Raw genomic sequence first — 14,747 nt, 5'->3', positions numbered from 1 at the left:
TGCTTTATTCCTTCAAATGTGTTTCTTCACTCAGTTAATAAGTGTCGTGACGACTTATATTAAACTTTAGTCTAGGTTTGCCGTTTTATGGCGCATTATGCTAGCTAACAAAGATACAAAGGTTTATTTTTTACTTAAGAACCCACTGCATCGAAGTAACATACTGTAGGTTTTTTATGGTAAAAAAAATAATCGGTAAATTCAGGGAAAGATTGCTGGCCTCTCCTCAGGTTGATTTGGAGCACAAGGATATGTTTCGTCTTGCGATGGAACATTCAGGGATAGGTATGGCATTGATTGCGCCGGATGGTACTTGGCTGAAAGTGAATCAAGCAATTTGCAATATTGTGGGGTACTGCGAGCAGGAACTGCTAGCCATAGATTTTCAAACCATTACACACCCAGAGGATTTACAGGCTGATTTAACCTTTTTAAAACAACTGCTGGCCAATGATATTCAAACCTACAATATGGAGAAGCGCTATTTTCATAAATCGGGCAGCTTGATATGGGCCAAGCTAACGGTTTCTCTGGTCCGAGATGAGGCCCGCCAGCCACTTTATTTTATTTCGCAAATTCAAGATATCACAGCCCAGAAGAAAAGTTCTGAAGCGTTACTTTTGGCGAAGCAAGAAATGGAAGAATTCGCCTATCGAATCACCCATGACTTGCGATCCCCGCTGAGCTCTATGGATTACGTAATGAAAATGGTTGCCAACTACATTAATAAAGGTGACTTACCCAACGCACTTAAGACAGTACAATCTACCCAAAATGGGATTGCTAAACTCAGTGAATTGGTCTGTAGTGTACTGGATGTCAGCAAGATTAAATTGCAGGATGAAGCCTCACAAGCTGTTGATGTGTCGTTGATTGTTTATGACACATTGGAAGCGCTCTGCCACATGGAAAACTTTGCGCGTTTGGATATTAAAACCCAATTTGAATATATAGGCAGCCTTCATACTAAACCCAATAAATTCACTCAGATTGTGGATAATTTCATTTCCAACGCGATTAAATATCAAGATACCAGCAAAGCGAATTCCTTCATTCGCGTATTCACCTACAAAGCAGGTGACGAATTTGTGTTAGAGGTGCAAGACAACGGCTTAGGTGTCCCCGCTGTACACAGAGATAAGCTATTTCAAATGTTTGAACGGTTTCACCCTAAAGCTTCGATTGGAACGGGGCTAGGTTTATACATGGTTAAGAAAAGTGCTGATTTGCTAGGCGGCCATCTTTCATATTCAGTGCCTGAATCCGAAGAGGGCTCTATTTTTCGTTTTTCATTGCCTTTACCCTCAGGCGCTATCTAAATAACTTTATAGCGAGACAGAAAAGTCGTAACGGATTGCTCAATAATTTTCTCTATAGGCAAGGAATCAGGTGTTTCAAAACCAAATAAAATAGGGTAAAAAACAAATGACTTTAGCTGGTAAACGAACTGTTTAGCAGCGAATTCAACATCCTCTATCTGCAGTATGCTGGCAGCATTGGCATCTTGTAAAAAAACCTCCAAATAACGCATGCAACCAAACTGATTATTAGCGATATCTTTTGCTAGTTCTGCTTGTTGGAGCATTTGCATAAACGCTATTTTGGCGATGCGCAAAAAGTGTTGGGAGTGCAATAAGGCAATTTCTTGTTGGGCAATTACCGTTAACTGCTTTTCAATTGACAGTTGACTATCAAAGCTGACGTCTTGTCCTTGGTCAAGCTGTTCAACCATGCGCGCGATTATGGCGTGAAAAAGCACTTCTTTGGTTGAAAAATGATTGTATACGGTGCGTTTCGAGGCCTGCGCTGCTTTAGCTATTTGGTCCATGGTGGTGTGTTCAGCACCACTTTCAAAAAATAACTGTTCTGCTGCATCGAGTATGTTGATACGTTTTTTGTCGGATAACTTCATCTTTGCCCTTCCTTATAGGCTAAATACTACCTGATTTAAAGTAAACTTAATAGTTTACTTTTTGCTTTTCTGTGATAAGTTACACTTAGTAGTTTACTTTTTGGGAGACTGAATGAGAATTCTCATTTCCAGCATAGTCATCATTGTGATGGGCAGTATTATAGGAGCGTGGGTTTTGAATAAAGAGTTAGTGGCCACTTTACCCCAGGGGGAAGTGCAAAGTGCACATTTCCATAACGGTAAGTTTCGCAATTCAGTTCCTAGTGAACCGCCCACTTTCAGTAAAACGTTGGGAATTTTTGCGCGTTATTTTACCGAGAAAAAAGTTGATGCCGTGCCTGATGGGCATGTGCCCATGCAACAAGTTACCCGCGCCCAGCTTGATGCGCTGAGTGTTGATAAAGTGCATTTTGTTAAGCTGGGGCATTCCTCTATTTTGCTTAAAATGTACAATGAGTATTGGTTAATCGACCCGGTTTTCTCAAAGCGAGCATCACCGTTTTCTTTTATTGGTCCGAAGCGCTTTGAGCCCACTCCTATTAGCATTGATGAGTTGCCACCGATTGATAAAGTATTGATTTCACACAATCATTATGATCATTTAGACAAAGGCGCAATTAAATCACTAAATGCCAAAACAGCTGAGTTTCTGGTGCCTTTAGGCGTAGAAGGAGATTTGCAAAAATGGGGCGTAAGTAGCGAGAAAATAAAGCAGTTTGATTGGTGGCAAGAGTATCAAACAGAGCACGGGCTAGTCGCATTTACCCCTACTCAGCATTTCTCCGGACGGGGTATTGGTGATGGCAACACTACCTTGTGGGGGTCATGGGTGATCAACACGCCTCAAAACAGGTTTTATTTTAGTGGTGATTCGGGTTACTTCTCTGGTTTTAAAACGATCGGTGATAAATATGGCCCGTTTGATTTGACCTTTATTGAAACCGGCGCATACGACAGCGACTGGGCTGACATTCATATGACGCCTGAAGAGTCAGTACAAGCACACGTCGACCTGGCAGGTAAAGTGATGGTACCTATCCACAATGGTACATTCGATTTGGCGTTTCATGCCTGGTATGAGCCATTAAACCGTGTAACAACTGCCGCTGATAAGCAAGGGGTTACTCTGAGTACGCCCCTGTTTGGGCAAGTTTTTAATCTTGAGCAACCTCCAATCGATATCGCGTGGTGGAAGCAGTAATGCGGGAGGGGTACCTAATACCAATTCCATTAAATAATTAACCACTCAGCGAAAATTTAAAAGGACTTAATCAAGGCGCTCAAATGAAGTAATAGTGGTGCTCTTTCGAGTTTGAGCAACACAGAGTAAGTCCTTTTAAAATTCGCCCGTAGGGAATTCCCCAGCGGGTTTTGCACTACGTTCTCGGTATTTGAAAGGGAACAACCATTACTACACACCGACGCCTTGTTCAAAACCCGCTGGATGAATTCTGAGAGGCCAATTATTTAATGGAATTGGTATAATTAGCAACTAAAAAAAAGCCCGCCGAGATTAGCTATCTTGGCGGGCTTTTAGGTTCTTATTCCCGTTCAGTTACCGGTACTCTGCCCATATCATCTAACTTCTGGCCTTTTACCAACATGGATAGCTTACGCATCAATACGTAAAAGACAGGAGTAAATATCAAGCCAAAGAATGTCACACCTAACATGCCACTAAATACGGCCACACCCAGAGCTTGACGCATTTCTGCGCCGGCACCTGTGGCAACCGCCAGAGGTAACACGCCAAGAATAAAGGCGAATGAGGTCATCAAAATCGGACGTAAGCGTAACTTAGCTGCGTCACTGGCTGCTTCGTACAGCCCTGCACCTTCATGCTCACGGTGGCGGGCAAATTCCACAATTAGGATGGCGTTTTTACTGGCTAAACCAACCAGTACAATAAGGCCAACTTGCGTCAGTATGTTGTTGTCTAACCCCATAAAGTGCACGCCCACAATCGCACTAAGCAGACACATAGGTACAATGAGTATAACCGACAGAGGCAAGGTCCAGCTTTCATACAAGGCAACTAATAACAAGAAAACGAACACTACGGCAAAGGCAAATGCCAACATACCTGTATTGCCTGATTGTTGTTCTTGATACGCTAATTCTGTCCATTCATAGCTAATACCGTCAGGTAAAATTTCCGCAGCGAGTCGCTCCATAGTGGCAATCGCTTCCCCTGAACTAAACCCAGGCGCGGTGCTGCCGATCAAATCCGCCGCAGGATACAAGTTATACCTAGGAACTCGTGACGGTCCTGAGCGGTACTCGAAGGTTGCCACAGAGCTCAAAGGCACCATGTCACCATCAGAATTTCGCACCCGAATGCGTCCGATGTCATCCGCTTCCATCCGGTAAGGGGCATCTGCTTGAGCGGTCACGCGGAATGTTCTGCCTAAATAACTAAAATCATTAACGAATGCGCTGCCCAGATAAATCTCTAGCGCACTGAATACATCCGATACAGACACACCTAAGCGTTCCACACGCTCTCTGTCTATGTCAGCATATAATTGAGGTGTACTGGTTTCGAAAAAGCTAAATACGGCTGTGGTTGCAGGCTCTTGGTTCGCTGCGCCAGCTAATTGCCACATGGCTTGTTCTAATGCAGCTAAACCTCGGCCACTTCTGTCTTCAAGCATCATTTTAAAGCCGCCACCATTACCGATACCACGCACCGGCGGTGGCGGTATCACCACTACATTCGCTGAATCAATCGAACTCATTTGTGCGCGAGCATCTCCCAACACGCTGTCAAATGTTGCACCTAGCTGGGCTCGATCATCAAATGATTTCATAATGGCAAAGATGGCTGCCGAGTTGGTCGCATTGGTAAAAGTTGCACCAGAGAAACCTGCAAAGGCCACGGCATTTTCAATACCTTCAATATTCAGTAGTTTATCAACGGCCTCTTGCACCACTGCGTCTGTGCGTGACAAGGAAGCGCCAGAGGGTAATTGCACACCAACAATAAGGTAGCCTTGGTCTTGCGCTGGAATAAAGCCTTTGGGGACTATGCTAAACATATAAACCGTGAAGCCCATAAGTAGCACATAGACAAATGACACCAGTGCACCGTGGCGTACCAATTTAGATACCATGCGCGCATATTTATCTGAGGTTCTGTCCATGCCTCGGTTAAATTTTCCTGACAAGTAATGGAACATACCTGTTTTTTCAGATTCTTCTTTATGCGGCTTGAATAGCACCGCAGAAATGGCTGGGCTAAGAATCAGTGAGACAGACACTGAGATAATCGTAGCGACGGCAATAGTAATGCCAAATTGACTGTAAAACTGCCCAGATATTCCATCCACAAAGGCGGTTGGTAAAAATACTGCTACCAAGACTAATCCGATGGCTAATACCGCCCCGCCCACTTCGGTCATGGTTTGACGAGCGGCTTTTAACGGGCGCATACCTTGTGCCATTAAGCGCTCCATATTCTCAACAACCACTATGGCATCATCAACAACGATACCAATGGCCAGCACCAAACCGAACAGGGTTAAATTGTTTAACGAAAACCCAAGGGCACTTAGTACAGCAAATGTACCAACCAATGAAATAGGAATGGCGATGATAGGAATAAGCGCTGCACGCCAATTCTGCAAGAACACCATAATAACCAATACAACCAGGGCTATTGCTTCATAAATTGTGTGCTCTACCGCAGTGATAGACTCACTGATAAAGTCAGTGGGGTTATAGGCTATCTCATAGGTTAAATCTGGTGGGAAGTTTTTCGCCACTTCAACCATGGCAGCTTTGATAGCGTCTGCTGTTTTTATCGCGTTAGAGCCAGGGCGTTGAAACACAGGCATAGCGACGGCCTTTTTATCGCCCAAATAGCCACGAGTCGTGTAACTTTCAGCCCCTAGTTCGACCCGACCGACATCGCGCAAACGCACTATTTTTCCGTCTTGGTTTTTAATGATGACGTTTTCAAACTCTTCAGGCTCAATCAATTGGCCTTGGGTTTGAACATTGAGCTCAAAGGCGGTTTGTCCTGCATCAACAGGGGATTGGTTTAAGGTACCACTGGCCACCTGTATATTTTGCCCTTGTAGGGCGGTCACGACTTCCGATGCCGTCATATCAAGAGACGCAATGATATCTGGATCAAGCCAAACCCGCATAGAGTATTGGCTAGCGCCGAAGGTCAATATATCGCCAACCCCATCGATACGTGACAGCTGGTCACGAATTTGCAGCGCTGCATAGTTGGCAATATAAGTTTGATCGTATGTCCCATTGGGGGAATACATGTTGACCACTAACATCAAATCCGGTGAGTTCTTTTTGGTGGTGATGCCTAACCGACGCACCGTTTCAGGCAACCTTGGCTCTGCAATGGCCACACGGTTTTGCACTTGTACTTGGGCATTGTCTAAATCGGTGCCAAGTTTAAACGTTACGGTAATCGTTACTCGCCCATCAGCGGTAGACTGCGACGACATGTACAGCATGTTTTCCACGCCGTTAATTTCTTGCTCAAGCGGTGTCGCCACGGTTTTAGCCGCGACTTCAGCACTGGCTCCCGGATAGGTCGCAACGACCTGAACAGTGGGCGGCGCAATTTGAGGATACTGTTCAACAGGTAAGCTAAAGTAGGCGAGACTACCAATAATCAAGACTATGATGGCTAATACCGAAGCGAACTTCGGTCGGTCTATAAAGAAATGGGATATATTCATTATTTGTGGCCCTTACAGCGAATGCTGGCTAGAAAGGTCAACATTTTCCACCTGTACTGGAGTGCCCGGGCGAGCGCGCATTAGGTTGTTCAGTATGATGTTGTCTTCTTGTGTTAGCCCAGACTCAATGACGCGTAATTCTTTGGTGTGCAACTTGCCCAAATTCACAAACTTACGGTCGACTTTTCCTTCGCTGTTCACCACAAAAACGAATTTCCGTGATTGATCAGTGCCGATAACTGTGTCAGGAATAAGGATTTTTTCGACGTTTGATTCAGACAGCAAACGAATGCGACCAAATAAGCCTGGAACGATAAAACCACCTGGATTATCGAGCACGGCACGGCCCACTATGGTGCCTGTATTCTGGTCAATTTGATTGTCTACAAAGTCCATGACGCCAGTGTGAACAAATTCTTCTTCATCTTGTAAACGCACTTTTACTGGGTTCGAGGCATTTCGTGAGCTTTCACGTTTGTTTGATTGGCTAAGGCGAATGTATTTAAGTAAGTCTCGCTCGCCGGCATCGAAATAAAAGTGAATTGGGTCAATAGAAACAACATTTGTAAGCAAAGTTGCATTCGTCGCACTGCCATTGATGAGGTTCCCCTCGTTTACTAAATCACGAGAAACGACGCCATCAATGGGGGATTTCACTTCAGTGAATTCTAAGTCTAGTTTAGCCGTCTCTAAATTAGCCCGTGCCGTATCGTATTCGTTCTGGCGACGATCTACTTCTTCTTGAGAAAGTGAATTTTTCTTACGCAGGTCATTACCACGAGCTAACTCTTTTTTCGCTAAAGCGAATTGTGATTCGGCGCTTTGAAGGGCAATTTTGAAAGGGCGCTGATCGATGACAAAAAGTACATCACCTTTTTTTACCGTCTGGCCATCTTTAAAGTTAACTTTGTCGAGATAACCGCTCACTCGGGCTCGAATATCTACTTTTTGAGTGGCATCAAAGCGCCCAGTGTATTCGTCCCATTGGGTGATAACTGCTTTAATCGGCGCGCTCACTTTCACCGGTAATGCTTGAGGAGTGGCATTTTGTTGCTCAGCTTGCTTTGAGCACGCAGTCACTGTGGTCAAAAGTATGGTTGTCAGTATATAGAGCTTAAATAAGCGCATTAAATTAAATCCTCGTCTGGTGTGAGCAACTCACGCCTAATATAAAGTGGTTTCGGTTTTACTCAGTATGGCTGATATAGAATGCGTTTCTATTAAAGTACCTTTGAATCACGCATTTCAAAGGAATACACAGGTGAACGGGCTAAATTCAACATTTTCTTTCTCTGTATGAGGAATCGACCGACTAAAAGCGATCAGCATTTCATTGAAAATTTACCCTCGCATTAAGTCACTAAGCCGCTTTGAAAAAGCAGGTGCGGAAATGGGGATGATAAACGAGCGAACAAGGCCTACTTATTAGAACTGAATCGTATAAGCTGTACTTATTAGTTATATTGTCTGTCTTTCATTAAATGATGGACGGCCATAAATTCTGTTGCTTTTTAAAGTAGAAAAAGCCGTGGGGGGACCAGCTTTTTGGCAGCAATGCTTTATCTTTAGGTTGAGCTAACTCACTAGCAATGTTGTCAGCGAGTGAACTGAGCACCTCAGGGGGGAGGTTAGAAAAATGCGCCGATACTTGTTCAAAAAACAAGTTTTGTGTTTGCTTTATTCTGCGTTGTGCGCCTCGCTTGCAGCTTGGATCCAATGTGCTAACCACCCTACATAAGGGTTCACTAGGATGAGCAGGGTTTAACCCATTGACCACCGCATATGCATAGTGTTTCGGCACGTTACCCTGAACAGGTTCTTGGCAAAATACGACGCCAAAACCCATAGGAAAGTGGCCCACAACTTGTTGTAACGCTTGGGCGCTAGCGACAGACAGTGCGCCCTTTTGGGCGCTATGCAGCACAACTTTTGTCGCTTTAGGTAAATCAGCATAGTTAAATTTAGGTTTGCTGGATAAAACAATAGAGGTATAAATTTGCGCTGCTTTTAAAATACTACCTAAAGCACCATCTGGTTTTACCGCGCTGTTTAACATACTTTGTAACAATCGAGCTCGGTTACTTTCACGTTTACAAAATCGTGTTTTACGCTCAGAAAAGGCAGCGCTATCGTCATCCTCTTCAGTAAATTCCGCTTCCCCTAGGCCGCGCAATGCAAATTCAGAGGTTTGCTCGTGATTCATAATTAATAGCGGAACGCGCACATCTTTTTCTAAAACGCGGAACGGATTTAATGATCCGTCTGGACCTTTTAATAAGCGCTGAATTTCAGGGTGCTGCATGCCTATGTCTTGAATGATGGCTGCACTTAGCAGCGGTATGGCCACGTCTCGTTGGAATATATTTAATACGTCAGCCCCAGCTTTAGGGCTAGAAAAACGTGACGACTCATGAAATCGGCTTACAATGTAGTCGTTCTCGACCTGTTGGTTTTTTAACATCTGATCAAGTAGTCGTAAGCTTAATACCGCTTTGTATAAAGGTTTGAAACGTTGATGAACCCTGGCTACGCCGTTACCTTCGGTGGGGCATAGCAACAGGAGCGTGGCGAGAACCTTCGCGCTTTTTAGCTGGGTTTCTTGCCAGTTGTTACCTTCACAAAGCTGGATGATCTCAGTCGTTATTTGAGTTAATAATTTTAGACGTGCATAGCGCTGCCGTGCTTGTTTAATTGTTTCATCTTTGAGCGCCTTTTGGGCTTTTTGATAGAAGTCGCGAAACTGCTTTTTCTGCACCTCGTTTATGGCCGTTTCAACTTCCTTGCGTTTTTCCTCTACATTTTTCTCAAGCTGCGCAATAGTGTGCTGATGGCTCTGTGCTCCTTGGAAATAAATTTCAGCTTGCTCAAAAAGCGATTCTTTATTTTGCGTAGCATCATCAATTTTTGCCACCAACGCGTTTACCGATTTGGTAAATGCATTATCTATCGGTGTCGCCATATTCGGTATCCTGTAGGTATTGCAAGCCGCTTGCTGCGGTCTATAAGTCTAGCCTAAAAAAAAACAGCAAGTCACTGATTTTGTTTAGCTTTGTGTTAGGGTATATATTTTCGCGTCAAGTGAGTGGAAAAGTACGCTCTCTGATAACGTTAAGTGCATAGGATACTTGCTATTTTACCCATAGCACTATTGAATAATGAGGAACTTAACGTAGGAGAACGATAGTGTTGAAGCAAATCAAAATGGTGAGTGCATGCGTACTAATAAGTTGTTTGTTGGCCAGCTGCAGCCATTCGAATGCCAATGACTCTGAATTAGACGGTAAGAGTAGAGTGGGTGAGACGCTACTTGGTGAAGTTAGCGCAGAAAAGTTGTTTGCTCAATATCCAGTGTTTCAAGCAGAGTACAAGGCATATAAACCGAGTCAGCAGGAATTGGCAGCTGTCGCTGACCTTGAAAATGATACGTTGTTGGTATTGTTCGGTACTTGGTGCCACGACAGCCAACGTGAAGTGCCGCGTTTGCTAAAAACCTTTGATTTAAGTGGGCTGGATGTCCCTAAGTTAATCTTAGTCGCAGTCGATACAAAGAAAATGGACCCCCAAGGCATAGCACAAAAATACCATCTTAAGTACACACCGACCTTTATTCTACTTCACGATGACAAAGAGTTAGGGCGTGTTATTGAAAGGCCGAAAACCAGCTTAACCCAAGACTTAAAAGCCTTAGCTAAGGCCACACAATAGTGCTTTGCACAGCCATGGGTGCTAGGCGTAGCCAATACCGCAGCTGGTTTTGAAGCGAAAAAGCAGGCTATCTACACCTGCTTTTGTTTCGCTATTGCGCCGTTAATTTAAACTCAAGAGTGATTTTGGTATCCAGCAGTTGTGAAACTGGGCAGTTCTCTTTCGCGTCTTGCGCTATCTGCCTAAACTTGTCTTCGGTTATATCAGCCACCACGGCATTTAATGTTAGCGCCGATTGGCTGATTTCATAGCCATCATCTGTTTTATCTAAGCTAATTTGGGCGGTGGTTTTCAACTCTCCGTCTTCGTACCCTGCATCCGCTAGAGCGAGTGAAAGCGCCATGGTAAAACAGCTAGCATGGGCGGCGCCTATTAACTCTTCAGGGTTACTGCCTTTACCGTCTTCAAAGCGGGTATTAAAACCGTACGGGTGATTCGATAATGCGCCGGTTTCTGTAGATATACTGCCTTTACCTTGCTTGCCTAACGGCTTGTAGGTTGCGCTACCAGATTTGACGATACTCATATACATTCTCCTTTTACTGATGTTATTACCTTGATGTTATCTAGGTAAGCTAATGCTCCCTGACTGAGTGGTTCAGATTTCAGGGGCGGTCGAAACGTAATATCAGTAATGCAAATGCTCTGCCGCTCTAGCGAATTTTTGACACGGCACGGGGCGCGCAGGTTTTAGCTGTCTATTACAGGTGATGGGTGCGCATAGAAGTCGTTAAATCGGTGAAGATTACATAGGCACTGCAATATTTACTGAAGTGCACTGTGGGATAGCATTAATGTGAAACTCGGGCTAGGGCGGGTAGAAATTGCGAAGAGAATGATAAAAGCGTTCAATAAACGCCTTCAATAATCGGTTACGTTTTTAGGCTGTCTGCATTTTTACATTCTCCAATTAGTGATTCGTGCTTAGCGGCGTGCGTAACCACTGAGAAACATATCGACCGCTGTAGTAACAAACTTTTCTCGCTCTTTGAGGCTAAGATTAACCACTTCTCCTAGCATACAACGAATATGATAGTTGCCTTTTAGCGCCCCCATAAAATGGCTTGCAGCAATAAAACAATCTTGAATATCCAACGCCTGCTTATCAACTTGGCTTTGCAAATAATCAGCGAGTTGACGAATAGCCCGCTCGGTAGCTAGGGTTAAAAATATTTCCCTCAGCTTGGGCGTTCGCACTGCTTCCCCTATGAGTAATCTATGAATTGCCCCCACTTCTGGTGAAATGACCATACTGAAGAAGCGCATGCCTATCTCCAATAGTGCATCTTTTGGGGACTGATGTTGTAAATCGCCATAGTCTATTTCGCCGAGTAGCTGGTCACTCTTACGCTCGATAACGGCATAAAATAAGCCTTCTTTATTCCCAAATAGTCGATAAAGAGTGGCGAGTGAACCTCCCGCCAAAGCGACAATTTCTTGTAAACTCGCGGCTTCGAAACCAGAGCGAACAAAGACTTGAGTCGCGGCTTGGATAATTTTGTCGCGACGGATCAGGCCCCGCTCGCGTGGTGCATAATCAGGGTTGTTGTGGGCGGCTATTGGTGTTTTCGTTGACATGTTTTGACTGTATTGGTGAGACAAAATAACCATAACAAAAATGCATACTATTTGTCTGTTATCAATTGAACCTTGCTTACTGTAGTGTAATATACATTACACTTAAACTTTATGCACATTGATATGGTCTCACTAATGTGGTTAAAAAATTGGTTTTTACTCATTGTTCTCTTTGCGTTAGTGGGCTGGGCTGCCACAGCAGGTTATGATTGGTACGCGCACGGACGATTTATCGAAGAAACCGACAATGCTTATATCAAATCAGACAGCATCTCAATTCGGGCAGAAATAACGGGTCGTATTGAAACGTTAGCCGTGCAGGAGAATCAACATGTGCAACAGGGGCAGTTGCTTGTTCGCATAAATGCCAGTGACTATCAGGCAAAGTTAGCCCAAGCGAAGGCCGAACTTAACGTCGCTCGAGCTGTCCTGGTAAACGCTCAGCAGCAAATCACTTTGCAAGATAAAAAAATTGATGAGGCAAGAGCCAACATTGATGCGGCCAAAGCGGAAGTGAAACGTGGTGAGCTTAATTTGGCACGTTTTCAAATTTTAGATCGACAAGCATTTGATTCTAAGCAGCAGTTACAAAATACCGAAGCAGACGTAGCGGTCGCTAAAGCATCATTGGCTCAAGCTAAAGCTGCTTTCGCCGCTGAGCAACAGATGTATTCAGTACTGGACGCACAGCAGCAAAGTGCGCGTGCCAATATCACTGCGGCACAAGCGCAAATAGCATATGCGCAAAGCCTGTTAGCTAAAACCGAAATAAGAGCACCAAGCGATGGCATTGTTGGTAGCTTAGGGGCGCGAACTGGAGGCTTGGTACAGCCCACCATGACGTTATTGTATTTAGTGCCACTTCCAGATGTATATGTGGTGGCTAATTTTAAAGAAACGCAAATAGGCCATATGACAATCGGCCAACCGGTAACACTCACTGTTGATGCCCAAGATGACGTGGAATTTACTGGCGTGGTTGCCTCAATTTCACCGGCAACTGGGTCTGAGTTCAGCTTACTGCCAAAAGATAACGCTACGGGTAACTTTAATAAAATCGTGCAGCGTGTTCCGGTGCGTATTGACGTCACTGGCCCTAGAGAGCACATGTATTTGTTGCGTCCTGGTTTGTCTGTCGTGCCTCATGTAAATACCCAAGGTTTTAATCAGCAAAGTGCCTATTTGGATATTGAACAGGTGCTGACTTCTCAGCGCTAAGTATTCGTTGCAATAAAATCCCTGCACTGCAGTGATGGGCAATAAAAGGGCAGCTAAATGAGTGATGAAAGAGTAAACGAGATGCCATCGCTACGTCAGAAGATTGGCTTCGTTGCTGTGATGCTTGGCATGTTTATGGCGATTTTAGATATTCAGATTGTCGCCAGCTCCCTAAATGAAATTCAAGCCGGTGTCTCGGCCACACCTGATGAAATATCCTGGGTTCAAACGGCTTACCTTATCGCCGAAATTATCATGATCCCTTTATCAGGCATGTTAACCCGTTGGTTATCGACTCATCTCACATTCGTGATTTCTTGTGTGGCGTTTACCATTGCCAGCATTGGCTGTGCACTGGCTCAAACCATCGACCAATTAATTATTATGCGCGCGATTCAAGGTTTCGTTGGCGGCGCTATGATCCCCATCGCATATGCGATTAGCTTTAAGTTGTTTCCCTTACGGGTGATGGGGGCAGTGCAGGCTGTGATCGGCATGATAGCAACGACTGCCCCTTCGATTGGCCCTACACTAGGCGGATATATTACTCAGCACGCAAGCTGGCATTGGTTGTTTTTAATGAATGTGGTTCCCGGAGTGTTAGCCAGCGCTGGTGTATGGTTTTATTTGCGTATCGATAAACCGGATTTCTCCCTGTTCAAGAGAATTGATTTCTTGGGTTTGCTCTATTTGGCATTATTTTTAGGGCCGCTGGAGTACATTCTTGAAGAAGGTCCTGGAGATGAATGGTTCGACAGTACGTTTATCTTGATGCTTAGTGTGCTGTGCGCTTGTAGCGCTTTAGGCTTCTTTGCGCGAGCGCTTCGCGTCACGTTGCCCATTGTCGACTTGCGGGTATTTCGCGATCGTAACTTTGCTATTGGGGCATCTCTAGGGTTCATTATTGGTATTGCATTGTATGGCATGGTGTATCTTATGCCGCTGTTTTTAGGCACGGTGCGCGGGTTTAATAGCTTTCAAATTGGCCAGTTAATGTTCGTCACTGGCGCGTCTATGTTCTTCAGCGCACCAGTGATTGGGCGTTTATCTGACAAAGTGGATGCGCGTTACATGTTAGCCGCTGGTCTGGTTATGGTGGGTGTGGGTTCTATGATGAATGCCAATTTGACCGATCAAGCTGGCTTCAATCAGTTTATGTGGCCGCAAATGGTACGCGGAGTAGGCCTGTTAATGTGTTTACTGACTGCCTCTCGAATTGCCATGGGAACCTTACCGAATAGTGAGATCAGTAATGCTGCGGGACTATTTAATGTGCTGCGTAATTTAGGTGGAGCAGTAGGCCTAGCGTTTATGGATACCATTCGTGATATCAGAGTGGATTATCACTGGGCACAGCTCATTCCTGCTATCGATACCAGTCGCGCCGTGGTGTTAGAAGAGTTGACTAAAGCGCAATTAGCTGTCGCAGGGGCAGCAAGCGATCCAATGGCTGCAGCCATAAAGCAAATCGCTGATAGGGTCATGGTACAAGCACAGGTGTTGGCATTTAACGATTTATTTTTATGGATTGGGGCTATGTATGCTTGCGCCTTGCCGTTAATGTTTTTTATCCGTAAGGCACAAAACGAAGATCCCGGATCTGGCCATTGATAAGCGTAATGAAA

Annotated in this window: 11 protein-coding genes; 5 read left to right on the top strand and 6 right to left on the bottom strand. The window is 44.6% G+C overall.

What is annotated here, in order from left to right:
* Nucleotides 1–176: 176 nt before the first annotated feature.
* A complete protein-coding gene (locus FX988_RS09455) occupies nucleotides 177–1,319 on the top strand; it encodes a sensor histidine kinase (protein WP_160179439.1) in 1,143 nt (380 codons plus the stop codon).
* On the opposite strand, the gene FX988_RS09450 is transcribed toward FX988_RS09455, so the two are convergent.
* Nucleotides 1,316–1,912: a TetR/AcrR family transcriptional regulator gene (locus tag FX988_RS09450; RefSeq protein WP_160179437.1), complete on the bottom strand. Its 597-nt coding sequence runs from the start codon at nucleotides 1,910–1,912 to the stop codon at nucleotides 1,316–1,318. The genes FX988_RS09455 and FX988_RS09450 overlap by 4 nt on opposite strands.
* A gap of 112 nt (nucleotides 1,913–2,024) precedes the next feature.
* On the opposite strand from FX988_RS09450, the gene FX988_RS09445 reads away from it, so the two are divergent.
* Nucleotides 2,025–3,113: an MBL fold metallo-hydrolase gene (locus FX988_RS09445; protein WP_160179435.1), complete on the top strand. Its 1,089-nt coding sequence runs from the start codon at nucleotides 2,025–2,027 to the stop codon at nucleotides 3,111–3,113.
* Between the two features lie 340 nt (nucleotides 3,114–3,453).
* Here the strand turns inward: FX988_RS09445 and FX988_RS09440 are convergent, their stop codons facing one another.
* From FX988_RS09440 to FX988_RS09430, 3 genes are all read right to left on the bottom strand, one after another.
* Nucleotides 3,454–6,621 carry an efflux RND transporter permease subunit gene (locus FX988_RS09440; RefSeq protein WP_160179433.1) on the bottom strand — a complete coding sequence of 1,056 codons (3,168 nt, stop codon included), beginning with the start codon at nucleotides 6,619–6,621 and terminating at the stop codon, nucleotides 3,454–3,456.
* Between the two features lie 12 nt (nucleotides 6,622–6,633).
* Nucleotides 6,634–7,749 (bottom strand): efflux RND transporter periplasmic adaptor subunit, encoded by a 1,116-nt coding sequence (locus tag FX988_RS09435; protein WP_160179431.1) that lies wholly within the window; start codon nucleotides 7,747–7,749, stop codon nucleotides 6,634–6,636.
* A gap of 349 nt (nucleotides 7,750–8,098) precedes the next feature.
* Nucleotides 8,099–9,580 carry a hypothetical protein gene (locus FX988_RS09430; RefSeq protein WP_160179430.1) on the bottom strand — a complete coding sequence of 494 codons (1,482 nt, stop codon included), beginning with the start codon at nucleotides 9,578–9,580 and terminating at the stop codon, nucleotides 8,099–8,101.
* Between the two features lie 224 nt (nucleotides 9,581–9,804).
* On the opposite strand from FX988_RS09430, the gene FX988_RS09425 reads away from it, so the two are divergent.
* The gene (locus FX988_RS09425) at nucleotides 9,805–10,326 is read left to right on the top strand and encodes a thioredoxin family protein (protein WP_160179428.1); all 522 of its coding nucleotides are present in this window, start codon (nucleotides 9,805–9,807) and stop codon (nucleotides 10,324–10,326) included.
* A 91-nt stretch (nucleotides 10,327–10,417) separates the two neighbouring features.
* On the opposite strand, the gene FX988_RS09420 is transcribed toward FX988_RS09425, so the two are convergent.
* The gene (locus tag FX988_RS09420) at nucleotides 10,418–10,852 is read right to left on the bottom strand and encodes an OsmC family protein (RefSeq protein ID WP_160179426.1); all 435 of its coding nucleotides are present in this window, start codon (nucleotides 10,850–10,852) and stop codon (nucleotides 10,418–10,420) included.
* Between the two features lie 398 nt (nucleotides 10,853–11,250).
* Nucleotides 11,251–11,904 carry a TetR/AcrR family transcriptional regulator gene (locus FX988_RS09415; protein ID WP_160179424.1) on the bottom strand — a complete coding sequence of 218 codons (654 nt, stop codon included), beginning with the start codon at nucleotides 11,902–11,904 and terminating at the stop codon, nucleotides 11,251–11,253.
* Nucleotides 11,905–12,039: 135 nt separating this feature from the next.
* Between FX988_RS09415 and FX988_RS09410 the strand changes: the two genes are divergently transcribed.
* Nucleotides 12,040–13,122 (top strand): HlyD family secretion protein, encoded by a 1,083-nt coding sequence (locus FX988_RS09410; RefSeq protein WP_160179422.1) that lies wholly within the window; start codon nucleotides 12,040–12,042, stop codon nucleotides 13,120–13,122.
* 57 nt (nucleotides 13,123–13,179) lie between these two features.
* Nucleotides 13,180–14,733: a DHA2 family efflux MFS transporter permease subunit gene (locus tag FX988_RS09405; protein WP_160179420.1), complete on the top strand. Its 1,554-nt coding sequence runs from the start codon at nucleotides 13,180–13,182 to the stop codon at nucleotides 14,731–14,733.
* Nucleotides 14,734–14,747: the final 14 nt, after the last annotated feature.

This window comes from Paraglaciecola mesophila (genome assembly GCF_009906955.1).
Taxonomy (GTDB): Bacteria; Pseudomonadota; Gammaproteobacteria; order Enterobacterales; family Alteromonadaceae; genus Paraglaciecola; species Paraglaciecola mesophila_A.
This window is presented reverse-complemented; position numbering and strand designations above follow the sequence as displayed.

What these genes read in the sequence shown, in the direction of transcription:
- FX988_RS09435 (WP_160179431.1), bottom strand. Translation starts at nt 7,749, where the DNA reads ATGCGCTTATTTAAGCTCTATATACTGACAACCATACTTTTGACCACA.
- FX988_RS09405 (WP_160179420.1), top strand. Translation starts at nt 13,180, where the DNA reads ATGAGTGATGAAAGAGTAAACGAGATGCCATCGCTACGTCAGAAGATT.
- FX988_RS09430 (WP_160179430.1), bottom strand. Translation starts at nt 9,580, where the DNA reads ATGGCGACACCGATAGATAATGCATTTACCAAATCGGTAAACGCGTTG.
- FX988_RS09410 (WP_160179422.1), top strand. Translation starts at nt 12,040, where the DNA reads ATGTGGTTAAAAAATTGGTTTTTACTCATTGTTCTCTTTGCGTTAGTG.
- FX988_RS09445 (WP_160179435.1), top strand. Translation starts at nt 2,025, where the DNA reads ATGAGAATTCTCATTTCCAGCATAGTCATCATTGTGATGGGCAGTATT.
- FX988_RS09450 (WP_160179437.1), bottom strand. Translation starts at nt 1,912, where the DNA reads ATGAAGTTATCCGACAAAAAACGTATCAACATACTCGATGCAGCAGAA.
- FX988_RS09440 (WP_160179433.1), bottom strand. Translation starts at nt 6,621, where the DNA reads ATGAATATATCCCATTTCTTTATAGACCGACCGAAGTTCGCTTCGGTA.
- FX988_RS09455 (WP_160179439.1), top strand. Translation starts at nt 177, where the DNA reads ATGGTAAAAAAAATAATCGGTAAATTCAGGGAAAGATTGCTGGCCTCT.
- FX988_RS09415 (WP_160179424.1), bottom strand. Translation starts at nt 11,904, where the DNA reads ATGTCAACGAAAACACCAATAGCCGCCCACAACAACCCTGATTATGCA.
- FX988_RS09420 (WP_160179426.1), bottom strand. Translation starts at nt 10,852, where the DNA reads ATGAGTATCGTCAAATCTGGTAGCGCAACCTACAAGCCGTTAGGCAAG.